The organism is Haloarcula sp. Atlit-7R (genome assembly GCF_003666065.1).
Lineage (GTDB): Archaea > Halobacteriota > Halobacteria > Halobacteriales > Haloarculaceae > Haloarcula > Haloarcula taiwanensis.
The window spans coordinates 501,383-522,876 of the sequence record NZ_QXIK01000003.1 but is presented as its reverse complement, the minus strand read 5'-3'; the positions used below and the strand labels follow the sequence as shown (position 1 = coordinate 522,876).

Below are 21,494 nucleotides of genomic sequence, written 5' to 3'. Positions count from 1 at the left end.
AACAGTGGTAGCTGTTGGCACGCCCCATCAGGGCGGTGCCGGGCTGTTTATATATTCACTCGACGGGTTCCGTCCAGTGGATCGTGACCGATCCGACGACGAATGCGTCCTTCGAGTCAGTGTCCCGTCGGAACTGAATCGTGTTCTCGCCGCGGTGCAGTCGCTCGGGCGCAATCGTGTCCATCCAGAGCTGCCACCCCTCGCCCGGCGCGATGTCGAACCCCGACAGCGGGTCCCCGTTGACCACGATTTCGTGGTCGAAGTCCTCGACGTCGTAGACCTGCATCTGCACGTACGGGTCTGCTGGTGACGAGGTGGGGATGTCGACGGAAACCGGGTCGGTCGAATCACCGCTGTACTCGGCCCACGGAACGTCGAGCGAGTACGCCGACGGGCCGAGGTGTTGCTGGAACTGACAGAGCGCGTAGTTGGCGCGACGTGACATACACCCTACGTCTCTCGGGCGGTATAAAAATCAGAGGCCGGGTCGGCGATACCTAGCGGTCACGCTACGGCGGAGAGCGGAGCGCCTATGAGGAGTCGGCTGTTGCCACCGGGTATGGACGCTGCGCTTGGCCCGCCCGAGCAGATGGCCGAGCTCGAGGGGGACCTGACGCCGATGATGGCACAGTACTACGAGCTGTGCCGCCAGTACGACGACGCCCTGGTCCTCTTTCAGGTCGGGGACTTCTACGAGGCCTTCTGTGCGGCCGCGAAACGGGTCGCCCGGCTGTGTGAGATTACGCTGACCCAGCGCGAGGACTCGACCGGCGAGTACCCGATGGCCGGTATCCCCATCGACAACGCCGAGTCCTACGTCGAGACGCTGCTGGACGCTGGCTACCGGGTCGCTATCGCCGACCAGGTCGAGGACCCCGACGAGGTCAGCGGCGTGGTCAAGCGGGCGGTCACCCGCATCGTCACGCCGGGGACGCTCACCGAGAGCGAACTGCTCGGCGGCGCGGACAACAACTACGTCGCTGCTTTGACCGAAGGCGAACGGTACGGGCTGGCGCTGCTGGACGTGTCGACCGGCGACTGCTACGCCACGAGCGTCGGCTCGGAGGCCGCCGTCGCCGACGAACTCAGCCGGTTCGGCCCCGCCGAGGCAATCGTCGGGCCGGATGTCGACGTAGACCGGGACGCCGTCTTCGGCCCGGCCTGTCTGGTGACGCGCTACGACGCGGACGCCTTCGCCCGGGAGCGCGCCGAGGACCGCGTGTCCCAGTACTTCGGCCCGCCGGAGCGCCTGCTCGCCGGCGACGCGGAGATTCGGGCCTGCGGCGGCCTGCTGGCCTACGCGGAGTACACCCGTGGCAGCGCGGGCGCGGTCGGCCCCGACGGCGAACCGGTCGACCCCGACGTGGACCCCGCCGGCACGCTCGATTACCTCAATCACCTCACGCGGTACGACCCGCGGGAGTACATGCTGCTTGACGCCGTCGCCGTCGAGAGCCTCGAACTGTTCGAGCGGCGGTCGGTGCGGGGCCACGAGAACCGCACGCTCGTGGACACGGTCGACGAGACGGCGTGTGCGCTGGGCCGGCGGAAACTGACCGACTGGCTCCGCCGCCCCCTGCTCGACGCCGACCGCATCGAGGCCCGCCACGGCGCGGTCGCGGAACTCCAGCGCGACCCCGTGACCAGAGAAGCCCTGTCTGACCTGCTCGCGGACGTGTACGACCTCGAACGGCTCATCTCGCGGGTCTCGCGTGGCCGGGCGAACGCGCGGGACCTCCGGTCGCTGGCGTCGACGCTGTCGGTCGTACCCGAGGTCCGGGACGAACTGGCCGACGCCGATGCCCGCCTGCTCGCGGACCTGCACGCGACGCTGGACCCGCTAACTGAAACCCGCGAAGAAATCGAGGCGGCCATTCGCCCGGACCCGCCACAGCAGGTGACCGAAGGCGGCGTCATCCGCGAGGGCTACGACGATGAACTGGACCGACTGCGTTCGACCGAGCAGTCCGGCAAAGAGTGGATAGACGAACTGGAAGCGAGCGAGCGCGAGCGCACCGGCATCGACTCGCTGAAGGTCGGCCACAACTCTGTCCACGGCTACTACATCGAGGTGACCAACGCCAATCTCGATTCCGTCCCCGAGGACTACCAGCGCCGTCAAACGCTGAAAAACAGCGAGCGCTACTACACGCCGGAACTCAAGGAGCGCGAAGAGGAGATTCTGCGGGCCGAGAGCGCGGCCGACGACCTAGAGTACGACCTGTTCTGTGCGGTCCGGGACGAGGTGGCCGACGGGGCCGAGCGCGTGCAAGCCCTAGCCGAGCGGCTGGCTCGCCTCGACGTGCTGGTCTCTTTTGCCGAGGTCGCGGCGCAGTACGACTACTGCCGGCCCACCGTTGGAAGCGACGGTATCGACATCACCGCCGGCCGCCACCCGGTCGTCGAACGCACCGAAGACGCCTTCGTCCCCAACGATACGGGGCTGGGCGGCGGGCCGGCCGGGGACAAAACGGACGGGAGCGGCGACGGCGACGCCGCGGACGACAGACAGCCCTTCCTCGCGGTCGTCACGGGACCGAACATGAGCGGGAAGTCGACGTACATGCGCCAGGTCGCGCTGATATGCCTGCTCGCGCAGGCGGGGAGTTTCGTCCCCGCGAAGGCGGCGGACCTCCCGATTCTCGACCGGGTGTTCACCCGCGTCGGGGCCAGCGACGACATCGCCGGCGGCCGCTCGACGTTCATGATAGAGATGACCGAACTGGCGACGATTCTGGACGCGGCGACCGGAGACTCGCTGGTCCTGCTAGACGAGGTCGGCCGCGGCACGTCGACGGCCGACGGGCTGGCTATCGCCCGCGCCGTCACCGAGTACCTCCACGACGAGGTCGGCGCGTACACGCTGTTTGCGACCCACCACCACGACCTGACTGCCGTCGCGGCCGACCTACTGGGCGCAACCAACCGCCACTTCGAGACCAGCCGCGAGGACGGCGACGTTCGCTTCGACCACGAACTCGCGCCCGGCCCCGCGGCGGCCTCCTATGGCGTTGAGGTCGCGAGTATGGCCGGCGTCCCCGAATCCGTCGTCGACCGGTCACGGGCCCTTCTGGCGGAGGCCGAAGCGACTGATTCGGGCGTCGAAGGGTCGAGTGGGGCAGAATCCGAGGGCAAAACGATGGGTGACTCCGATACGGGTTCCGCCCCCACGGCGACGACTAGAGCGACGGAGAACGGACCAGCGGTGGCGGCGGCCGATGAGGCTCCAGCAGACGACCACAGACAAGGGATGCTTCGGGCGAACGGAGCCGCCGAGGGCGAGTTGCCAGAGTCAGTGGCACAGCAGTTAGCGTCGCTGGACGTCGCGACGATGACGCCGATAGAGGCGATGAACGCGCTCGCGGACTTGCAGGACAGACTCGAATGACAGCGCCGGTCAGCTATCACCCTCAGCAGCCAGGTCGTGGTTCGGCGTTTACTATACTAGCCATACTGAACTTCACAGTACAGAGTGAATCCAGCATAAGGGCAGAGAACCGTGTTTGGAACATCACCAACCGTTATCGAAGCTCACGGCCCTGACCAGTCTGTCGTCACAGCAGTCGTTCGCGCTGTCGCGACCGTGGAGAGACGGCCGGTCAAGACGCTCCCGCCGCTGGCCGACAGTATCAATCCAGATGCACTGACGACGTGTATCGCGGATTCGAACACTACCGGTCACGTCGCGTTCGACTACAGCGGCCACCGCGTGGTCGTCGACATCGACGGAACGGTCACCGTGGACTAGGAGCCGACACGGGCGTTACGGCGGCTCCAGCGAGACGAACTCCAGACCGTTCTCGGCAAGCAACTGCCGCGCCCGATCCGTCACGGACGGTGCGACAAGGATCCCCCGGACCTCGGTGTCAGCGTGTAAGTCGCGTCCCAGAGCATCGACGTACCGACCAAGCTGGCCGACAGCGTCGGGACCCACGCGGCGGCGCTTGAGTTCGAGTATCGTCGTCCGACCGTCGGCGTCCTCGCCGTAAACGTCGACCGCTCCGGCGGGGGTCTCACGTTCGGTCGCCAGCGGCGTAAACCCTGACTCGACCAGCGCCGGCTCGGCGAGGATGCGGTCTTTCAGGTCGGCTTCCGTCCCGGTGAGTGTGAGGTCTTTGGAGTCCGTCACGTCGAAGGCGGCGGCGTGGGCGACTGTCTCGAACGCGACCTCCAGCGACTCCTCGGGGGCCGACCGCGTGGAGCGGACGACCAGCGAATCGTCGTCGACGCTGATGCTGTGTTCACAGCCCGGCGGCTGCCAGTTCACCGGCTGTTGGCCCTCATCGGTGTGGACCAGTGCGGCCCCGTCGGGCTTGAGCATCACGTGGCGGTCGCCAAGCCCCAGCGAACTGGCCGCTCGCCCCTCGTACTCGACCGCACAGGTGCCGACAAGCGTCACTAGCGCGCCGCGGTCAGTGGCACGCGACGCGAGGTCCAGCGCGTCGGCGGGGTCAGGGTAGGTCAGCGTTTCGACGGCGGTCACGGATGGCGGTTAGCGGTCCCCGCGTAAAAAGGACGCGTCGTCGGGGCAGTGGACGGACGAAGCACGGTCACGGAGCGACGCGAGCAGGGCACGCCGAACGGTCGCCGGGTCACGGCCTTCGCTGTCGAGGGCGCGACAGGCCTTGTCCTTCCGATCGATCCACCACGTCCGGAACGACTCAGGGTCGGCAGTGCGGGCGAGGACGATGTCGTCGGGAGCCGACAGTGTCGGGTCGAGCCAGCAGACGGCGTAGGTCCGGACCGAGCGGTCGAGCACGACGAACTGCTCGTAGGTGGCATCGATGGCACTGAGGGCAGCCGACGCTGTCAGGCCAGTCCCGAGCAGTCGAGACTGAGCGATGGGGTCGGCGTCGACGCCCCAGTGTGCGACGCGGCAGTCGTAGCGGCCGTCGGGGCGAGCGACAGCGACGAGCGTGCGACGGCCCATCAGGGACCTCCGAGCGTGTCAACGGGCATGCGTACCCCTGGCTGCGTGGTCCTATTTGAATGCTGGCCCACAGGACACCTCCGATGCCTGCTCGGTACGGGAGACAGTGCCAGACCCGTCGAAATCGCCGACCATTGGTAACTCGGCACAACCCTCAAGTAGTACGTTCACGTACCGTAACATATGATGGTGAGCGAGTGGCTCTACGGCGCAATCGCGCTTCTCGTGGGGCTCCACGTCCTGACCATGCTGTACGCGTACCGGCACCGGGGTGACCCAGCCGGTGCGACTGGGCAGGGCGAGGCCGAAGGGCGCCGTGGCAGCGCCACCGACGACAGCACTGAATCCATCGACTGTCCCCACTGCGGGGCGAGGAACGAGCAGGACTACCAGTTCTGCCGGCAGTGCGTCGCCGACCTGACCAGCGGAAGCCCGCAGCGCCAGCCGACGGACCGAAGCCAGCCGTACTGAGAGCGTTGCAAGGGAGGGTCGAAACGACCAGTTTGAGCGCTGCTATCGGCCAAAGGATTTATTTCTACGACAATATATTTGAATACACTGTCACGACAGGGGTGAACTGTGGAAACTGTTATCGACGTACGTTCCGCGGGTCGACCAGCGGTATTCGACCGGGCGAACACCGACGGGCTGTTCGGACGCAAGCGCCGCCTGCAGCAGCCGCTGGAGCAGTATCTACAGCGGGCAGAGACGCCGAGCTATCTCGCGTACAACGACCAGTCCGGCGTCGTCGCTGCCCGGGGGAACAGCGAGTCGCTCACGCCGGCCGGCGACTACCGCGCGTATCTGCTCGCCACGACCGTTCGAGTCCTGTTCGTCGTCGGCGACGACGACCGCGACCGGACCATCTCGCTTCCCCACGAAGACATCGTTGCCGTGCACTGTTCGTCGGGACTCCGCACGTCGACGCTCGAAATCGTCACCGTCGACGAAGACCGCTGGGCGTTCGAATGCAAGGGCGATCTAGCGCCAGTTCGGTCGTTCATCGACGAAGCCACACAGGTCTGGACGCGCACGCTCACCGAGCTTGATCGGGCAGAGTCCCAGGTCGAGGCCGCTGTGACAGCACTCGAAGCAACAGATTTCGAGACAGCAGCCACGCATATCACGGCCGCACAGGAAGCGCTCGACAACGGGCGAAAGCGGGTCGAAGCACTGGGCGAGGGGGCGAGAGCGGGTGTCGATGGACGACTACAGTCAGCGCAAGCACGGATCGACACCTGCCAGCGCCGACGCCACGTCAGCGCGGGCGATGAGTACCGCGACACGGCCCGCCGCGCATGGGAGAACCGGTCGTACGAACGGGCCGCAGATGCATACGCACAGGCCGGCGTCGAGTACGAGCGAGCGCTGGCCGTAACGGCATCGGAGCCGCCCACAGAAGCCATCACGGATGCTCGAAACGCGGTCGAAGCGGAGTACACCGAACTCCTGTCAGCCCCAGTCGACGCGGCGCAGGTGGCTGCAAGCGCGGCCAGAGCCACGACAGACCCAGCAGAGCGAGCGAGACACTGGGAGGACGCTCTCGACCGCTACCGGACGGCGTACGAACTTGACTGGGGTCGTGACCGTCGCTTCGACGGCGACCGGGCGTCGCTCCGACAGGCGCTCGCGGACATCGCTGTCAAGCTGGTCGATACACATCGTGAGGCGGGGCGACAGGCGCTTGGGGAAGCTGGCGAGTCAAAACGAGCGGCGTCCGAGACCGCGTGTGACAGCGCGACGATACACTTCGAGCGCGCACGCGAAGTTGCCGCCGAACTCGTGCCGGACAGACGCGAGTCGGCGACGGACGAACTAGCCGCCGTGTCCGAACAGGGCGTCAGCGTCGAGGCGGAGCCGAAAGGTCGGTAATTGTTTATCACCGCGGAGCCGGGTATCGGTATGCGCTTTGGAATTATTTCGACGGCAGGAATCGCGCGCAAGGACGTGATTCCGGGTATCCAGAAGTCTGCCCACACGGTCGCGGCCATCAGCTCCAGAACCCAAGACCGTGCCAGCGAGGTAGCCGACGACCTCGGTATCGACAGTGCCTTCGGCGACTACGAGACGATGTTCGCCGAGGCGGACATCGACGCGGTGTACAACCCGCTTCCGAACGCGCTCCACGCCGAGTGGAGCCAGCGGGCCGCCGATCACGGCCTCGACGTACTCTGTGAAAAGCCCCTGACCGTCGACACCGCTGAGGCAGTGGACCTCTTCGATTACTGTGCCGAGCAGGGCGTCACGCTGATGGAAGCGTTCATGTATCAGTTCCACCCGCGGACCCGGCGGGCCAGGGAAATCGTCGAAACCGAACTGGGCGAGGTGCACACCGTCGATGCATCATTCAAATTCGCGCTCACAGACTCCAACGACATCCGTCTGGACCCGGAGCTAGCCGGTGGGAGCCTGATGGACGTGGGCTGTTACGCCGTCAGCGCGGTCCGGGGCTTCCTCGGCGAGCCAAGCCAAGCGTTTGCGCATGCCCGGGACTCCCAGAACAGTGGCGTTGACACGAACCTCAGCGGCGTCCTGTCGTACGACGACGGGCGGGTCGCCTCGATTTCCTGTGGGTTTGACGGACCGAGACGGGAGTACTACCGAGTCGAAACGGACGACGGCTGGCTCGAAGCGCCGAACTGCTTCGGCCCGGACCACGACCAGTCCGTCTCGCTGATCTACAGCGTCGACGGCCGCGAGGTCACCGAAACGTTCGATCCGGTCGACCACTACCAGTTGCAGGTTGAGGCGTTCGCAGACGCTATCGAGAGCGGGGAGACACCGCCCATCGACCGGGCCGAAACACTGGGGAATATGCGCGCCATAGATGCGCTGGCCAGAAGCGCGGACACCGGCGAACCGGTCCACGTCGCCAGTCCCGAGTGAGAGACGACCGGGTGTGTACTGCAATGCGGCGAGCGCGAAACAGTTTTGACTGCCGCGGGTGAGGCACGTACTGTGACACCCCCAACAGCGACACTCCCGAGTGGCGACAAACTGCCGATGGTCGGCGTCGGGACGTGGGACATCGACGGCGACACCGTTCAGCAGTCCGTTCGAGCCGGACTCGACGCGGGCTACGGCCACGTGGACACGGCCGAAGGGTACAAGAACGAGGGCGAAATCGGCGCGGCCCTCGCCGACTACGACCGCGAGGACGTGTTCCTCACATCAAAAGTGCTGCCAAAGCATCTCGACTACGAGTCGGTCATCGAGGCCTGTGAGGCGTCGCTGGACCGACTTGGGACTGATTACCTCGACCTGTATCTCGTCCACTGGCCCAACCCCGCAACCTCCATCCGGGAGACGATGAACGCGATGGCCACGCTCCTCAATCAGGGGAAGATCCGCAACGTCGGCGTCTCGAACTTCAGCGCGTACCAGCTCGGGGCCGCCCAGCATGTCGCCGACGTGCCTATCGCTGTCAATCAGATCGAGTACCATCCCTGGAACACGCAGGACCAGGTGGTCGAGTTCTGTCGCGACACCGACACTGTCGTTGAGGCCGCCGCGCCACTGGGTCGAACGGAAGTGTTCGCGGACGATGTCATTCAGGACCTGGCAGAGAAATACGACAGGTCGCCGGCTCAGGTCGTCCTGAAGTGGGCGGTCGAGAACGAGGTGGTCGTCCTGCCGAAGTCCTCCTCGCCCGAGCACGTCCGCCAGAACTGCGACCTGTTCGACTGGGACCTCGACGCCGCCGACCACGAGCGCATCGATGCCATCGAACGCGAGCAGGCAGTCTACGATACCGGTGTCTACGACTGGGACAACGACACCTACGGTATCTCGCAATAGGTTCCGATGGTCGAACCGCCCGCACTGGACCGCTGGGACGCCACGGCCGCGGCAAGCATCGCCGTTTTGCTTGTCGTGGCGTACGTGCTGATTCCCGACCCGACGATCCAGTACGGGACGTGGCTGATCGTCTTTTGCATCTGGATGGCCTGGTTCGTCTCTTTCGGTGCCAAATGGTTATACGGCCCCTAGAGGGGTGCGTTGAAGCTTTTACTCGATTCCGTGTCAGCGGAGATTTATTTACTCCCGCTCTCTATACACGCTTGATGCCCCGTATCGAAGTCTCGGAAAACCTGTACCGGCAGATCGAGAGCGAGGCCAACAACGACGACTTCAACGACACGCTGTGGAAGATGGTTGGCTCCTATCGGCGGACGAACAACCCGGAAGCGGACCAGACGTAACACGTATCGCAGTCGTCGCCCCGTAGCGGGACGATTCTGAGTGGGCAGCTGTTCCTGATAGCCGCTGAGCCAGCGGGCGCTTCGATCCGGTGTCCCGTCACTGTGAGCGGCAATCACTGCCGTCGGTACGCACGTTTTTACGATTCGAACCGCTCCGTACTGGTAATGAGGCCACGAATCGCCCTGCTGAACGCAGCCCACGACGGCGACGACAACCGCCGGAACTTTCGGCGGGAACTCGACGCCGACCTCGTGGAATACGACGTGACTGAGCGCGAACTGCCCGACACCTTCGCGTTCGACGGCTGTCTGGTCACGGGCAGCCGCGCGTCCGTCTACTGGGACGAACCATGGATCCGTGAGCTCGAATCCTGGGTCACGGACGCAGTCGACCGTAACATCGCGTTCCTGGGCGTCTGTTTCGGCCACCAGTTGCTCGCACATACGCTCGGCGGCACCGTCGAGCCGATGGACGAGTACGAGATCGGCTACCGGACGGTCGACCACGACGGCGAGAACGAACTGCTCGCAGGCGTCGACGAGTCGTTCACTGTCTTTACGACGCACTCGGACCGCGTCGCCGAAGTGCCACCGGGCGCGACCACGTTCGCCGAGAACAACTACGGCATCCACGGGTTCCGGAAGGAGAACGTCTTCTCGGTGCAGTTCCACCCCGAGTACGACCCCGAGACGGCCGAGACAGTGACGAAGGGCAAGGACGACCAGCTCGCCGACGAGCGCATCGAAGCGGTACTGGACGGCGTCACCGAGGCGAACTATCGCGCCGCCTGCGAGGCCAAGCAGCTGTTCGACAACTTCACCGAGTTCGCTGCGCGTTACGCGGGTGACGTGACCGGCGCTACCACCGCTGCCGACGACTAACCGACCGGCTTCGCCGCAGTGGCGCTACGAGAACCGGCCGGTTTCTGCGTCACATTCCGCACAGCGTGTCACGAGCGCGTCCCGGTCGGCCGTCATCTCGACGTAGTTGTGCGTACGACCGCCACACTCCTCGCAGTGTCGAAGCATATCCGTATCGCCCATCTCCTGTGGTGCGCCGAGCGCAAGAGCGACGACACGCTCCTCGCCCTCGTTGTGGCCGCGTTGCCACTCACCGGGCGCAAAGCGGATCGCCTCTCCGGCTGCGACGCGGACATCACCGTCCTCCGTTTCGAACGTCGCCGTGCCCGACTGGATAATAAATACTTCCTCCTGCTCCGGGTGGCGGTGGTAGCCGAAGCCGAAGGATTCGCCGGGTGCCAGTTCGTAGTGATTCAACGCGATATTGTCGGTGCCAAGTGGACCAGCGAGCGCCCGCTTGACCGACGCCGGCCCCATCCGCGATTCGACGGCGTCGATACTGACTTTCTCCATAGTTGCCATGTACGGGGGACAGTCCTTAACGGTTAGTCAGAGTGGGTCACAGCGGAGACGCGGGGGACACAGCAGAAGCAGCAAAACGGAGCGTCGGTCACTCGCGTCGGTCGATGTCGAGTTCCTCGTCGAGGTCTTCGAGCCAGTCGGCGTCTTCCAGCTCCGCCATCTGTTCACGGAAGTGCGTCTTGCAGACACCGACCTTGACGCCGTCGTTCTCGACGGCGATGTCGGCTTCACGGTCGCAGTAGTGACACTGCATACTCGAATAGTAGTCCCGCACGACATTGAACCCTCGGGTTCCGTCTGCCGGTTGTCAGACACCGAGGGCTGTTTCGACCCGGTCCCAGGCGGCCGCGCCCAGACCAGTGTCGCCCAGTGTCTCGCCGTGGGCGTCGCTGCCGCCGGTCGGAATCAGTCCGTGCCGCTCGATGGCGTCGTCGACGAGACCGTTGCCGACCGGTCGGCCGTACGGATACCACCGTTCGACGGCATCGAGCGACGCACACGTGGACAGCGCAGCCGCCGTGTCAGGGTATCTGAACGGGTGCGCGAGGCCGACCAGCCCGCACGCGTCTGAGAGGACCGCACAGCCGCGCTCGAAGGACGGTACCTCCCGGGCGACGTAACAGGGACAGTCGTCGCCAATTAGCTCGTCGAACGCGGACTGGAAGGAGTGATCCGACACCTCTGCGATAGCGCTGGCGATGTGGGGACGACCGAGGCCGTCGCGCGGCTCGACAGGTAGCGAGACGCCCAGGCGGTCCTCGACACACTCGATGATGCGCGCGCCGCGCTCGCGGCGGTTCCGCTGGATGCGCGCGCACTCGGCCCGGAGTTCGTCGGTGGGGTCGACGCCGTAGCCCAGCAGGTCCAGTCGCTGGGTCTCGGTTTCGACGCGGAGTTCGATACCGTGGAGCAGCGTCACACCGTCGCGCTCGGTGACGGGACCGTCGAGAGCAGGCTGGAGGCGGTCGTGGTCCGTAACGGCGACGACCTCGACGCCCGCTTGTCTCGCGGCGGCCGGGACCGAATCGAGCGTGAGCGTCCCGTCGGAGCGAGTCGTGTGTACGTGCAAGTCAGCGACGACCATACCACGTCCACACCCCCCAACAGCAAGCCGCTTCTGATTGGACCATGCGTCGTGACCACACGAAACGTGAGTTCCTTATACGCATTAAGGGATATTATGATTATCTATAGTGAAGGTTTATTAGGAACCATGAACTTTCGGTAGACATGCGAATGCTAAGCAACGCGACGGACGCCTTCCAATCGTACGACTACCCGATTTCCGCGGAGGAAATCATCGAGAGCGACGGTGACATGGAACTGGAACTGCCAAACGGCACCGAACGGCTGGGCGACGCACTCAGCCGATCGGCCCCAGAAACCTTCGAAAGCGCGGAAGACGCTGAGTTCGCAGCGTTCTCAGGTGTGTCGAGCAAGGCCATCGGCCGGAAGGGCTACTCCGACCGCGACCCGATCTGCATGGGCGAAGACGGGCCGGACCAGGTCTCCTTCTAACGGCCTAGAGCGGCCTGCAGTCATCCCCAGCTCTGGACGGATTTTCCGTCTCCTTCGGTTTTACACAGGCGAGCGGCAGCACTGTTCGGGCAGTCGCCGCACGCACCATAGAACGGCTATCGGTCGAGAAAGTCCGGTTTATCGACGGCGTCAGTGCTGTCGATTGATTGCCTATCCAGCAGTTCCGAGGAGTCAAGAGCCGACGGCAGGCCGTCGCGGCCGCCGGTCGGCACGTCGTCTTCGTCGATGTACGTCTTCTCGCCGTTAATCAGGTCAGCCCAGAGGGCGTCCCGGTCGGCACTGGTCGTCTCTGCCGCTTCCTTCGCTTCGTTGCGTCCTTCGTCGTACGCGAGTTCGACCATGCTCTTGTGGTACGCCGAGTTCATCTCGGCGTAGATGGCTTCGAGTTCGTCGCGGTTGAACTCCCCGAGGCGCTCGGCCACACCGATAGCGTAGGCCCGGTCGGTGGCCTCGTCTTTGTCGAGAGTGTCCCAGTCGGTGCCGAACTCGCGCTCGTAGCGGCTCATGTCTCCACTTTTCGATCAGGGTTGACCCGCAGTCCCGCGTCAGAAAAGGAGATTTCACGGATGTCACAGTCGATGGCGGTGCCACGCATCTTGATAACCTGAACGCCGCGGGTCATGCTCCCGTTCTCGAGGAAGTTGTGGAAGAAAACCACGCCGTGAGCGAGGTAGTGTTCGTCGCTGTAGGAGGACGGGTCCGTCATTTCGGAGATTAGCAACGTCGTCGCGTCCGTCTGTTTCAGCGCGGAGAGAAAGCCCGTGATCTCGTCCTCAACGTCGTTCATAAAGTGCTGCAACAGCATCGTCGAGTCGATGACGACCCGCTGGATGTCGTTCTGTCTGATGTAGGCGACGAGTCGGTTCGTCAGGCCACCCTCGCTACCGAACTGGGTGATTGTTCGCTTCCCGCTCTCAGTAACGAGGTTGAGGAACTGGATGGCGTCAGACTGCATGGCCCGGTCGAGACCAAAGTCGTAGCCGGCCATGTCCTGCATCAACTCCGACTTGGTCTCGTGCATCGTCACGTACAGGCACGTCTCACCCTCCTTGACGCCCTGTGTAATGAACTGTGAGCAAAACGTTGTCTTCCCGCTGCCCGGCGGGCCGCTGACCACGTAGAGACGGTTCGGAAGTAAGCCCCCCTCAATGAGTTCATCGAATCCGGGGACCCCACTAGAGAGACGCATATCAGCTATCTGAGTCCGTCTGGACATATGCTTTCACATTCTATTTTCACCGGTGATAACTCATTCGGCTGCGTCAGCGTTCGATAGCGCTGGGGTTGCTATCAGCCAGTTCGAGCAGTCGCTCCGTGCCGGCCTCGTCGAACCGCATCGGCCGTCGCCACCACGGCCCCTTCCCCGAGTCGGACGACAGTTCGGTGACCAGTTCGTTCGCGTCGGTGCCGCCGCTCGGGGCCGACAGCGGGACCACTGTGTTGTACAGTTGTGACTCGGCGGCATTGCCGCGGATGAGAACGCGAGCGTCGAACGGGTCCCGTTTCACGTGGGCGTTCGAGGCGAACTGGGCCCGGTCCTCGGGCGAGAGGTCGCGGTACTCGTCGCCGGTCACCGCGTCGCGGACGAGGCGGAAGTGGCCGATGACATACGCGCCCCATTCTGGCGGAGCCCAGGCCGGCGCGTCGCCGACGGTCGAGAGCGTCGCGTAAAAAAAGAGGTAGTCGCCGGCCGACAGCCCCGAGAGCGGGCTGGCCTTCACGCCGTGTTCGTCGCCGTAGGTGTAGCGCTCGCCGCCGGCCTCGGGGAACTCCGGGTCGAAGTGGACCGGCCGGTCGGCCACCGCGGAGACGTCAGTCCCCAGGTCGAGGTCGGCGTAAGTCGGCACTGGCTCGCTGGTCGGCTCCGACTCGGGAATCGGGACGTACTCGAAGGAGCCGTCGGGAAACAGCGGTCCTCGGAAGCCGGGTTCGTTCGTGTTAGCTCCGACGTTGATGGCGACGCTGCGCATACGTAACCGTCGTCGGGTGTAACAAAAGGGATGACGGCGCGTGCTGACACCTACTCTCGGTCCGGCGGCGAGAGAGTCCGCTGGAACTCGTCGAACTTGTCGAGGTCGTCAGGGAGGTCGTACGACAACTGCCGCTCGGCACGGCGGTCGACGTTCGCCCCTTCGATTGGCTCCGCAACGGACTCCCAGCCGTCCTTGACGGTCAGGGACTTCGCCGGCGTGCCGGCAGCGATGTGGTGGGCGGGGATGTCCTTCCCGGCGATGGACTTCGCCGCGAGGATGGCGTTCTCGCCGACCTTCACGCCGGCCCGGACCATCGAGTCGTAGGTCAGGCGCACGTCGTCCTCGAGGATGGTGTGGTAGTTGTCGACGTGGGTCTGGTCGACGGCGTCGTGGTCGTGGCTGTAGACGTGGGTGTCATCGGAGATGGAGACGCGGTCGCCGATAGTGAGCTTCCCACGGTCATCCAGATGAACGTCGTCATGGACAACGACGTTGTCGCCGATCTCGATGTTGTGGCCGTAGGTAAAGGAGATACCCTTGAAAAATCGACAGCCCTCACCACAGGACTCAAAGAGGTGGTCGGCGAGCATCCGCCGGAACCGGAGCGCGAACTCAACGTTGTCCGCCATCGGCGTCGCGTCGAACTGCCGCCAGAGCCACTGGAGGTGCTTCGAGCGTTTGAACCGTTCCTCGTCTTTTTCGGCGTAGTACTCGCTCTCGAGGGTCGTGTTACAGGGGTCATACCCTTGGAGCCGGACCCGCTCGGCCGGGGAGATATCCGCGCCGTCCTGCCAGCGCTCGTAGGCCTCTCGGTCGCCGTGGAGGTCGATGAGCACGTCAGTGACAACGTCGCAGGTGTCCTCGTCACCAGAGAGGCGTTCGTCAACCTCGTCGATGAACGCCCTGAGCCCCTCTTCGGCGAGCGGTGGCAGCGACACGTGACGCTTCGTCATGTCGAGTACGTGGCTTCGCGGGCAGATAGGGGTTTCCGTTACGTGAAACCTACCCAGTAACATCCGTGTCACGACACCAAGTGGCACAGCGAGCAAGCCACAGTTAAGACAACGCCGTCCCAGACGACGGCATGGTCAGGTCGGATTTCATCATGGAGATACGGCGCTACATTGTCAATCCCGCCGAGCGCCGGCTGCGAGCGCCGTGGCGGGTGACGGTGTGGCTGTTTCTCGCCGGATTCGGCCTCGTACTCCTCTCAGGGGTGGTCGCGGTGGTGTCGTCGGTAGTGCGCATGACGCCGGCGGTCGCAGTCACGCGCCAGATTGCGCTCTTCGCTGCCGGAACCGGCATCGCTGTTGTAATCGGCTATCTGCTCGACCGGCGGACACTCCGGGACTACGGCCTAGGGTTCGACGGGCAGTGGTGGCGCGACGCGGCGTTCGGCCTCGCGCTCGGGGCGGGGCTGCCCACGCTCGTCCTCCTCGTCGAGGTGGCCGTCGGGTTCGCCGAGGTCAGCGTCGCCCTCGCAACCGTCGACAGCGGACCGCTTCCGCTGACTGCGTTCGGACCACCGGTCGCCGTCATCCTTCTGGGGGCGTTCTTCCTCGTCCAAGCAACTGCCGAGGAGGTGCTCGTCCGTGGATATCTCCTGACAAACACGGCTGAGGGGCTCGCCGGGTGGGTCGGTAAGCGAGGCGCGATCATCGCGGCGACAGGGCTGACGGGCGCACTGTTCGGTGTCCTCCACTGGACAAACCCCAGCGCGTCGCTGCTCAGTGTGGCCAACATTACTCTCTACGGCTTCCTGCTCGGTGCGTGTTACGTCCTGACCGGGCGGCTCGGAGTCGCCAGCGGCTTCCACGTCGCCTGGAACTACACGCTGGCACTGCTTGGCTTCCCAGTCAGCGGCCTCCGGATGGGCGTCGCCATGCTCTCGACGACCGCAACCGGCCCCGCGCTCGTGACCGGCGGCGGGTTCGGTCCCGAAGGGGGACTCATCGCCATTCCACTGCTCGGCGTTGGCGGGGCCGCGCTGTACTGGTGGGTCCACCGCGAGTACGGCGCGGTCGAGTTGCTTGACGACATTGCGACCCCACAGCTCCGGGTTCGAACGCGGTCCGACACGGCAAACCAAGACGGCTAAGTGGACAGCGCCGCTACGTCGGGTATGGAATACGCGACACTCGGAAACTCCGGCGTCGAGGTCTCGGAAGTCGGGTTCGGTGCCTGGGTCGTCGGGACGGACTGGTGGGGCGACCGCACTCGCGACGATGCGGTCGACATGGTCCAGCACGCGCTCGACCAAGACGTGACGTTCTTCGACACCGGGGACGTATACGGCCACGGCGACAGCGAGGAGATAATCGGCGAAGCGCTGGCGGAACACCGCGACGAGGTGACGGTCTCGACGAAAATCGGCTACGACTTCTACAACAACCCACAGGCAGGCCACGGCGAACTCCCGAAGAAGATTACGCCCGAGTGGGTCCACACCGCCGTCGACCGCTCGCTCGACCGCCTCGGCATGGACCACGTCGAACTCCTGATGCTTCACAACGCCAACGTCGACGAGGTCGACGAGGACGTACTGGAAGCGCTGGACGAACTCCGCGAGGAAGGCAAAGTCGAGGCCATCGGCTGGGCGCTTGGCCCCTCCATCGGCTGGCTCGCCGAGGGCGACGCCGCGGTCGCAAACGAGTTCGACGCGCTCCAGACCGTCTTCAACCTCTTCGAGCAGACTCCCGGCCAGCACTTCATCGACACCATCCGCGAGCAGAACGCCGATACGTCGGTACTCGCTCGTGTCCCGCACTCCTCGGGCCTGCTGAACGAGCAGGTGACCCCCGAGACGGAACTCGGCAAGGGCGACCACCGCTCGCACCGACCCAGCGAGTGGTACGAGACCGGCTGGGAGAAAGTCGAGGAAATCCGCTTCCTAGAGCGGGACGGCGCGCGGACGATGGGACAGGCCGCCATCCAGTGGCTCCTCTACAACGACGAGGTGGCGTCGGTCACCCCGACGTTCCGGACGAACGCCGACATCGACGAGTGGGCCGGCGCACCCGACACGCCGCCGCTCAGCGACGAGGAGTACGACCGCGTGCAGGACCTGTACCGGGACAACTTCGGCATCGACCGCGACGACGGGATGGACGCCCTGCGCTCGTCGGTCGGCGGTGCGGACCTCGAAGACACCGGCATGAAGTCTGCCGGGGACTGACGGCGAGGCGGTAGAGCGCCGACGCACAGGCAGACGGGCGACTGACTTGACGCTGCGCACCTGATTTTCGCATCGTCCGACCACCGAAGAGTGGGTACCGAAATCTCCAGTCGACGGTTTACCCTCTGCAAACATCGACGACTGGACAGTCGTCTGCCGGTTCCCGGCTACTACCCCTCTGTTTCAACAGGAGATGTATCGCCGTCCTGCGGTTCGGGTGTTGAACTTTCACATTCACCACGGTGCGTCTGACAGCCGCAAGACGCCAGACGGGAGTCGGTTCGAGATGAAACGAAGGGGTTCGAGTCGCGGGACCAGTCCACATACTAGTCCGGAAAAAAGCTGTCGGAGGTGTCAAAGGCCGCTGGAGAAAACGGTCTGCAGTCGATCGAGTCGGCGAGCCGTGACTGCCGGATCTGGACTACTCGTTCAGCAGGCCGTCCTCTTCGACGCGCATGACACCCTCGCCGTCCGGGAGGTTCGGCGCGTCGACGAGCTTGACAATGCGCTTGTTCCCCTTGGACTTGCGGAGATACATCCGGAACGTGGAAGTGTGGCCGAGGATGTTGCCACCGATGGGCTGAGTCGGATCGCCGAAGAAGGAGTCCGGGTTCGAGGCGACCTGGTTCGTGACGACGACAGCAGTGTTGTTGAGGTCACCGACGCGCATCAGGTCGTGGAGGTGCTTGTTGAGCTTCTGCTGGCGGTCGGCGAGTTCGCCACGCCCGACGTACTCGGCGCGGAAGTGAGCAGTCAGCGAGTCGACGGCGAGCAGGCGGACGGGGAACTCCTCGTCCTGACTCTCGCTGGCGATTTCCTGTGCCTTCTCGGCGAGAAGGATCTGGTGGTTGGAGTTGAACGCCTTCGCGACGTGAATCTTCTCCAGCACGGAAGAGACGAGGGCGTCGAGCTGGTCGTCGTCGGTGGGGTCAGCGTCGTCTGCTTCCTCAACGACGCCGTGGAGGACCAGCGTGTCGGCCAGAACCTCGTCATCGAGGCCCTTGACCATCTGTTCGATACGCTCGGGGCGGAACGTGTCCTCGGAGTCGACGAAAATGGCGCTGCCCTCCAGCCCGCCGTGTTCGGCGGGGAGCTGGACGTTGACGGCGAGCTGGTGCGTTACCTGAGACTTACCGGCCCCGAACTCGCCGTACACCTCGGTGATGGACTGGGTCTCGACGCCGCCGCCGAGCAGGTCGTCGACCTCGTCGACGCCCCAGGAGAGCTTCCCGATCTGTTCGCGGCGTTCGAGTACCGTCGATCCAGTCTCGAAACCACCGATATCGGCCGCTTCACGAGCTGCCTGGATGATATCGGCTGCCGACGATTCGCCGATGTCGGCCGTGTTCGACAGTTCGCCGGGAGAGGCAACCGCAATTCCCTGGTAGGAGTCGTAGCCGTTGTCTTCGAGTTTCTCTGCTGTCGCCGGACCGACACCCGGCAGCTCTTCGAGGTCCTCACTTGCGGACATAGACGTGGCTTGTGCGTCCGTGGGTATAAAGCCTCGTTAACACCAGAGTGAAAGTGAAAGTGTAGGACAGCAGCGGGATAATACGGAATGGAATCGGGAGTTTTAGATGTGAAAGGGAAAGAGCGAGCCGTCTTACTCCCAGGGGTGGTAGCCGGGACGGTCGGGCCACAGTGGATACCAATACTCCTTGTCGCCCTCGACAGTGATCTCGTCGCTGAGGTTGCTGTCCAGTTTGAACTCCGCGGACGTGTTGCGCTCGTGGCTGTTGTGAGGGGCCGGCGCAAACGGGTAGTACGCGCCCCGGCGGAAGGAGTACACCCAGTAGACGGTCTGGTCGTCACGCGTGTGTTCGAACGCGAACAGCGCCGCGAGCAGGCGCGACCCGTAGCGCCGCTCGACGAGCGTGTCCGCTGCGAAGTGGATCGACGTGAGCAAATCCTCGAAGTCGTTGTCGTGGAGCACAACCCACTGGTAGCCGTGGTCGTCGGTCTCAAACGTCGCCCGCGTGCCCGTCTCGACCATTCCGGCGTCGAGGATGGATTCGACCTCGTCGACGGCGTCCTGAAAGTCCGTGCTATCCACGTCGGCGAAACATAGCGCTGCCTCGCCGGTCGACTCGTACCCCAAGTCGGCTTCCATCGTGATGTAGGCGGTACTCATCCCGAACAGGTCGTCCGGGTCGGCGTCCCGCGTCGCGTCGGCCTCGGCTTTCACCCCGAGGACGCTCTTGAGTCCGTCGAGCAGTCCCATATGCGAGCCCCTACGGGCCGGAGACCAAGGTGGTTTGCGTCTCGACCAGTCGGTGTCTGTGTTCGGTGACGCGTATTCGAACAGCCAGACAGCCAGCGGAAATTACCGACTTTCGAGTTCGCGTTCGAGGTCCTGCAGGCGGTCGATGCGTTTCTCCGTCGAGGGATGAGTGCTGGCCAGACGGCCGATCCACCCGACGTCAATCGGGATGATGAAAAACGCGTTCATTTCGGCCTGATCGCGCATATCCTCCTTTGGCACCTTGTCCATCCGACCATCGATTTTCATCAGTGCGTTCGCAAGGGCGGCAGGCTTGCCGGTAATCATCGCGCCGCCGCGGTCAGCGGCGTACTCGCGGTAGCGGCTGAGCGTCCGGATCAAGAGGAAGGAAACGACCCAGACGACCAGCGAGATGAGTATGGCGACAATAACCGGGACCTGCTGGCCGCCGCGTTCGCGGCCGCCGCTGAACAGCCAGCCCCATCGGACGATGAGGAAGGCAATCGTCGAGAGGAACGAGGCGATGGTCATCACCATCACGTCTCGGTTCTTGATGTGGGCCAGTTCGTGCGCGATGACGCCCTCCAGTTCGTCCTGGTCCAGCGTATTCATGATGCCCGTCGTCACGCAGACGGCCGAGCTACTCTTCGACCGGCCGGTGGCGAAGGCGTTGGGCACCCGAGAGTCGGCGACGGCGACCTTCGGCTTCGGGAGGTCGGCCTGCTGGGCCAGGCGGTCGACGGTCCGGTGGAGTTCCGGATACTCCTCCGGTTCGACCGTCCGGGCTCCCATCGAATACAGGGCGAGCTTGTCGCTGAAGAAGAACTGCGCGCCGAGGAACAGTCCCATGACGACCACGATAAGGGCGAGATTGCTGAAATACAGCGTGAGCGCTCCAAGGAAGACGATGTACAGCGCGAACAGCAGGAACATCGTCAGAGCCATCCGGCCACGGAGCCCCCAGTCTGTTTGCCACTCCATACCCACTGATAGACGGTCGACACTCTAAAACCTCGCTATCGTGGGAAAGCGCCACACGGCACGGGCCAGTGGACCGTCAACGGGGCAGCTGTCCACACACATTTACTCTCCGGGCAACAATCGGATACATGACCGACACAGTCGCCGTCACTGGCGGGCGCGGGCGCTCCGGGCGCTGGATCTGCGACCACCTCGCCGGCGAGTACCACGTCGTCTGCGTGGACCTAGACCACCCCGGCTGGGAGATTCCGACGCGACAGCGCATAGATTTCAAAGCTGTCGACGTGACCGAGGGGGTGGAAGTTCGGGACCTCTTCAGCGAGGTCGATCCGGACGCCGTCGTCCACTGGGCTGCGTTGCCAGCGCCGGAGCGGCACGCGGGCACGCGGGTGTTCGACACTAACGTCTCGGCGACGTACAACGTCATCGACGCCGCAGGTCGCGCCGGCGCAGATGTCGTCTGGGCGTCCTCCGAAAGCGCCTACGGGCTGGCCTTCGCCGACGAGACGCCGCTGCCGGCGTATCTCCCGATAGATGAATCACATCCGACCGCGCCGGAGGACCCGTACGGCACGTCGAAGGTCGCCGGCGAAGAGATCGCAAAGATGGTCGTCCGGCGCGACGACGTGGACGTGGCCTCGATACGGCCGTCGTGGATTCAGTACCCCGGCGAGTACAACTGCCGGGACGTGGCCGCAGGCGACCTCGCCGACGGTGCGGGTAACTGCTGGTCCTACGTCGATGTCCGTGACGTAGCGACGGCCGTCGCGGCGGCGCTCGATGCCGACATCGGCGGGCACGAAGCGTTCAACGTCGCCGCCGCCGAGAACTACGTCGGACGGCCAACGGCCGACCTCGTGGAGGAGCAGTGGGGCGAACTTCCCGCGGAGTGCAAGCTCGACGGCGACCAGTCGGCGCTCTCGACCGCGAAAGCACAGGGGCTGTTGGACTGGGTGCCCGAACACGAATGGCGTGAGGCCGCCGACGTCGACGTTACCGCGCCGACACTCACGGGTGAGTAGGCGAAGGCGGTATCGGGCCTGCCAGCGGCGTCATCTCGATGGCGGAACACACGGCTTAAGCGGTTCAG

At 64.5% G+C, this 21,494-nt stretch carries 26 protein-coding genes; 13 read left to right on the top strand and 13 right to left on the bottom strand.

Annotated elements, in window-relative coordinates; translation table 11 throughout:
* Window positions 1-55: 55 nt before the first annotated feature.
* Window positions 56-445, bottom strand: coding sequence for a hypothetical protein (locus tag D3D01_RS09955; protein ID WP_121512072.1), 390 nt, complete (start codon window positions 443-445; stop codon window positions 56-58).
* Between the two features lie 114 nt (window positions 446-559).
* Here D3D01_RS09955 and mutS point away from each other — a divergent pair, with 114 nt between their 5' ends.
* Complete coding sequence (gene mutS / locus D3D01_RS09950) at window positions 560-3,388, top strand: DNA mismatch repair protein MutS (RefSeq protein WP_121512071.1); 2,829 nt, start codon at window positions 560-562, stop codon at window positions 3,386-3,388.
* Window positions 3,389-3,499: 111 nt separating this feature from the next.
* A complete protein-coding gene (locus D3D01_RS09945; RefSeq protein ID WP_121512070.1) occupies window positions 3,500-3,748 on the top strand; it encodes a HalOD1 output domain-containing protein in 249 nt (82 codons plus the stop codon).
* A 15-nt stretch (window positions 3,749-3,763) separates the two neighbouring features.
* Here the strand turns inward: D3D01_RS09945 and nucS are convergent, their stop codons facing one another.
* Together nucS and D3D01_RS09935 are read right to left on the bottom strand one after the other, a co-directional pair.
* Window positions 3,764-4,483: an endonuclease NucS gene (gene nucS / locus D3D01_RS09940; protein ID WP_121512069.1), complete on the bottom strand. Its 720-nt coding sequence runs from the start codon at window positions 4,481-4,483 to the stop codon at window positions 3,764-3,766.
* Between the two features lie 9 nt (window positions 4,484-4,492).
* Window positions 4,493-4,930, bottom strand: coding sequence for a DUF6735 family protein (locus D3D01_RS09935; protein WP_121512068.1), 438 nt, complete (start codon window positions 4,928-4,930; stop codon window positions 4,493-4,495).
* A gap of 183 nt (window positions 4,931-5,113) precedes the next feature.
* On the opposite strand from D3D01_RS09935, the gene D3D01_RS09930 reads away from it, so the two are divergent.
* The 7 genes from D3D01_RS09930 to D3D01_RS09905 all read left to right on the top strand — a co-directional run bounded on the left by D3D01_RS09930 (window position 5,114) and on the right by D3D01_RS09905 (window position 10,014).
* Window positions 5,114-5,401, top strand: coding sequence for a zinc ribbon domain-containing protein (locus tag D3D01_RS09930; protein ID WP_101348979.1), 288 nt, complete (start codon window positions 5,114-5,116; stop codon window positions 5,399-5,401).
* 108 nt (window positions 5,402-5,509) lie between these two features.
* Entirely contained in the window at window positions 5,510-6,802 is a 1,293-nt protein-coding gene (locus D3D01_RS09925) for a hypothetical protein (RefSeq protein ID WP_121512067.1), read from the top strand.
* A gap of 30 nt (window positions 6,803-6,832) precedes the next feature.
* Window positions 6,833-7,816 carry a Gfo/Idh/MocA family protein gene (locus D3D01_RS09920; RefSeq protein WP_121512066.1) on the top strand — a complete coding sequence of 328 codons (984 nt, stop codon included), beginning with the start codon at window positions 6,833-6,835 and terminating at the stop codon, window positions 7,814-7,816.
* A gap of 117 nt (window positions 7,817-7,933) precedes the next feature.
* The gene (locus tag D3D01_RS09915) at window positions 7,934-8,728 is read left to right on the top strand and encodes an aldo/keto reductase (RefSeq protein ID WP_121512107.1); all 795 of its coding nucleotides are present in this window, start codon (window positions 7,934-7,936) and stop codon (window positions 8,726-8,728) included.
* 6 nt (window positions 8,729-8,734) lie between these two features.
* Complete coding sequence (locus D3D01_RS09910; RefSeq protein ID WP_101348976.1) at window positions 8,735-8,920, top strand: hypothetical protein; 186 nt, start codon at window positions 8,735-8,737, stop codon at window positions 8,918-8,920.
* A 74-nt stretch (window positions 8,921-8,994) separates the two neighbouring features.
* Entirely contained in the window at window positions 8,995-9,132 is a 138-nt protein-coding gene (locus D3D01_RS24060) for a hypothetical protein (protein ID WP_004516449.1), read from the top strand.
* A gap of 165 nt (window positions 9,133-9,297) precedes the next feature.
* Entirely contained in the window at window positions 9,298-10,014 is a 717-nt protein-coding gene (locus D3D01_RS09905; RefSeq protein WP_121512065.1) for a type 1 glutamine amidotransferase, read from the top strand.
* 24 nt (window positions 10,015-10,038) lie between these two features.
* Here D3D01_RS09905 and D3D01_RS09900 read toward each other — a convergent pair whose 3' ends face one another.
* The 3 genes from D3D01_RS09900 to D3D01_RS09895 form a co-directional block, all read right to left on the bottom strand.
* Window positions 10,039-10,506: a cupin domain-containing protein gene (locus tag D3D01_RS09900; protein ID WP_101348974.1), complete on the bottom strand. Its 468-nt coding sequence runs from the start codon at window positions 10,504-10,506 to the stop codon at window positions 10,039-10,041.
* A 97-nt stretch (window positions 10,507-10,603) separates the two neighbouring features.
* On the bottom strand, window positions 10,604-10,768 hold the full coding sequence (locus D3D01_RS24055; protein ID WP_004516452.1) for a DUF6757 family protein: 165 nt from the start codon (window positions 10,766-10,768) through the stop codon (window positions 10,604-10,606).
* A gap of 54 nt (window positions 10,769-10,822) precedes the next feature.
* Window positions 10,823-11,599 (bottom strand): PHP domain-containing protein, encoded by a 777-nt coding sequence (locus D3D01_RS09895; protein WP_121512064.1) that lies wholly within the window; start codon window positions 11,597-11,599, stop codon window positions 10,823-10,825.
* Window positions 11,600-11,745: 146 nt separating this feature from the next.
* On the opposite strand from D3D01_RS09895, the gene D3D01_RS09890 reads away from it, so the two are divergent.
* Entirely contained in the window at window positions 11,746-12,033 is a 288-nt protein-coding gene (locus D3D01_RS09890) for a DUF2795 domain-containing protein (RefSeq protein WP_080508797.1), read from the top strand.
* Between the two features lie 116 nt (window positions 12,034-12,149).
* Here D3D01_RS09890 and D3D01_RS09885 read toward each other — a convergent pair whose 3' ends face one another.
* The 4 genes from D3D01_RS09885 to D3D01_RS09870 all read right to left on the bottom strand — a co-directional run bounded on the left by D3D01_RS09885 (window position 12,150) and on the right by D3D01_RS09870 (window position 14,980).
* Window positions 12,150-12,560 (bottom strand): hypothetical protein, encoded by a 411-nt coding sequence (locus D3D01_RS09885; protein WP_121512063.1) that lies wholly within the window; start codon window positions 12,558-12,560, stop codon window positions 12,150-12,152.
* Window positions 12,557-13,243, bottom strand: coding sequence for an ATPase domain-containing protein (locus D3D01_RS09880; protein ID WP_121512062.1), 687 nt, complete (start codon window positions 13,241-13,243; stop codon window positions 12,557-12,559). The genes D3D01_RS09885 and D3D01_RS09880 overlap by 4 nt, the downstream gene beginning before the upstream one ends.
* 73 nt (window positions 13,244-13,316) lie before the next feature.
* Window positions 13,317-14,024: a hypothetical protein gene (locus D3D01_RS09875; protein ID WP_121512061.1), complete on the bottom strand. Its 708-nt coding sequence runs from the start codon at window positions 14,022-14,024 to the stop codon at window positions 13,317-13,319.
* A 50-nt stretch (window positions 14,025-14,074) separates the two neighbouring features.
* Entirely contained in the window at window positions 14,075-14,980 is a 906-nt protein-coding gene (locus D3D01_RS09870; RefSeq protein WP_121512060.1) for an acyltransferase, read from the bottom strand.
* A gap of 131 nt (window positions 14,981-15,111) precedes the next feature.
* Between D3D01_RS09870 and D3D01_RS09865 the strand changes: the two genes are divergently transcribed.
* Together D3D01_RS09865 and D3D01_RS09860 are read left to right on the top strand one after the other, a co-directional pair.
* On the top strand, window positions 15,112-16,125 hold the full coding sequence (locus D3D01_RS09865; protein ID WP_101348969.1) for a CPBP family intramembrane glutamic endopeptidase: 1,014 nt from the start codon (window positions 15,112-15,114) through the stop codon (window positions 16,123-16,125).
* A gap of 24 nt (window positions 16,126-16,149) precedes the next feature.
* Window positions 16,150-17,202: an aldo/keto reductase gene (locus D3D01_RS09860; RefSeq protein WP_121512059.1), complete on the top strand. Its 1,053-nt coding sequence runs from the start codon at window positions 16,150-16,152 to the stop codon at window positions 17,200-17,202.
* Between the two features lie 421 nt (window positions 17,203-17,623).
* On the opposite strand, the gene radA is transcribed toward D3D01_RS09860, so the two are convergent.
* The 3 genes from radA to htpX form a co-directional block, all read right to left on the bottom strand.
* Window positions 17,624-18,673, bottom strand: coding sequence for a DNA repair and recombination protein RadA (radA, locus tag D3D01_RS09855; RefSeq protein ID WP_101348967.1), 1,050 nt, complete (start codon window positions 18,671-18,673; stop codon window positions 17,624-17,626).
* A 132-nt stretch (window positions 18,674-18,805) separates the two neighbouring features.
* Window positions 18,806-19,423 carry a hypothetical protein gene (locus tag D3D01_RS09850; RefSeq protein ID WP_121512058.1) on the bottom strand — a complete coding sequence of 206 codons (618 nt, stop codon included), beginning with the start codon at window positions 19,421-19,423 and terminating at the stop codon, window positions 18,806-18,808.
* Between the two features lie 102 nt (window positions 19,424-19,525).
* On the bottom strand, window positions 19,526-20,404 hold the full coding sequence (gene htpX, locus D3D01_RS09845; RefSeq protein WP_101348965.1) for a zinc metalloprotease HtpX: 879 nt from the start codon (window positions 20,402-20,404) through the stop codon (window positions 19,526-19,528).
* A 128-nt stretch (window positions 20,405-20,532) separates the two neighbouring features.
* On the opposite strand from htpX, the gene D3D01_RS09840 reads away from it, so the two are divergent.
* Window positions 20,533-21,426, top strand: coding sequence for an NAD(P)-dependent oxidoreductase (locus tag D3D01_RS09840; RefSeq protein ID WP_121512057.1), 894 nt, complete (start codon window positions 20,533-20,535; stop codon window positions 21,424-21,426).
* The last annotated feature ends 68 nt before the right edge of the window (window positions 21,427-21,494 follow it).

Excerpts from the sequence above, each read along its gene's own strand:
- radA (WP_101348967.1), bottom strand. The coding sequence starts at position 18,673 with ATGTCCGCAAGTGAGGACCTCGAAGAGCTGCCGGGTGTCGGTCCGGCG.
- mutS (WP_121512071.1), top strand. The coding sequence starts at position 560 with ATGGACGCTGCGCTTGGCCCGCCCGAGCAGATGGCCGAGCTCGAGGGG.
- D3D01_RS09910 (WP_101348976.1), top strand. The coding sequence starts at position 8,735 with ATGGTCGAACCGCCCGCACTGGACCGCTGGGACGCCACGGCCGCGGCA.
- D3D01_RS24055 (WP_004516452.1), bottom strand. The coding sequence starts at position 10,768 with ATGCAGTGTCACTACTGCGACCGTGAAGCCGACATCGCCGTCGAGAAC.
- D3D01_RS09900 (WP_101348974.1), bottom strand. The coding sequence starts at position 10,506 with ATGGAGAAAGTCAGTATCGACGCCGTCGAATCGCGGATGGGGCCGGCG.
- htpX (WP_101348965.1), bottom strand. The coding sequence starts at position 20,404 with ATGGAGTGGCAAACAGACTGGGGGCTCCGTGGCCGGATGGCTCTGACG.
- D3D01_RS09885 (WP_121512063.1), bottom strand. The coding sequence starts at position 12,560 with ATGAGCCGCTACGAGCGCGAGTTCGGCACCGACTGGGACACTCTCGAC.
- D3D01_RS09935 (WP_121512068.1), bottom strand. The coding sequence starts at position 4,930 with ATGGGCCGTCGCACGCTCGTCGCTGTCGCTCGCCCCGACGGCCGCTAC.
- D3D01_RS09850 (WP_121512058.1), bottom strand. The coding sequence starts at position 19,423 with ATGGGACTGCTCGACGGACTCAAGAGCGTCCTCGGGGTGAAAGCCGAG.
- D3D01_RS09890 (WP_080508797.1), top strand. The coding sequence starts at position 11,746 with ATGCGAATGCTAAGCAACGCGACGGACGCCTTCCAATCGTACGACTAC.
- D3D01_RS09920 (WP_121512066.1), top strand. The coding sequence starts at position 6,833 with ATGCGCTTTGGAATTATTTCGACGGCAGGAATCGCGCGCAAGGACGTG.
- D3D01_RS09895 (WP_121512064.1), bottom strand. The coding sequence starts at position 11,599 with ATGGTCGTCGCTGACTTGCACGTACACACGACTCGCTCCGACGGGACG.
- D3D01_RS09860 (WP_121512059.1), top strand. The coding sequence starts at position 16,150 with ATGGAATACGCGACACTCGGAAACTCCGGCGTCGAGGTCTCGGAAGTC.
- D3D01_RS24060 (WP_004516449.1), top strand. The coding sequence starts at position 8,995 with ATGCCCCGTATCGAAGTCTCGGAAAACCTGTACCGGCAGATCGAGAGC.
- D3D01_RS09875 (WP_121512061.1), bottom strand. The coding sequence starts at position 14,024 with ATGCGCAGCGTCGCCATCAACGTCGGAGCTAACACGAACGAACCCGGC.
- D3D01_RS09915 (WP_121512107.1), top strand. The coding sequence starts at position 7,934 with ATGGTCGGCGTCGGGACGTGGGACATCGACGGCGACACCGTTCAGCAG.
- D3D01_RS09880 (WP_121512062.1), bottom strand. The coding sequence starts at position 13,243 with ATGCGTCTCTCTAGTGGGGTCCCCGGATTCGATGAACTCATTGAGGGG.
- D3D01_RS09905 (WP_121512065.1), top strand. The coding sequence starts at position 9,298 with ATGAGGCCACGAATCGCCCTGCTGAACGCAGCCCACGACGGCGACGAC.
- D3D01_RS09870 (WP_121512060.1), bottom strand. The coding sequence starts at position 14,980 with ATGACGAAGCGTCACGTGTCGCTGCCACCGCTCGCCGAAGAGGGGCTC.
- D3D01_RS09840 (WP_121512057.1), top strand. The coding sequence starts at position 20,533 with ATGACCGACACAGTCGCCGTCACTGGCGGGCGCGGGCGCTCCGGGCGC.
- D3D01_RS09955 (WP_121512072.1), bottom strand. The coding sequence starts at position 445 with ATGTCACGTCGCGCCAACTACGCGCTCTGTCAGTTCCAGCAACACCTC.
- D3D01_RS09865 (WP_101348969.1), top strand. The coding sequence starts at position 15,112 with ATGGTCAGGTCGGATTTCATCATGGAGATACGGCGCTACATTGTCAAT.
- D3D01_RS09930 (WP_101348979.1), top strand. The coding sequence starts at position 5,114 with ATGATGGTGAGCGAGTGGCTCTACGGCGCAATCGCGCTTCTCGTGGGG.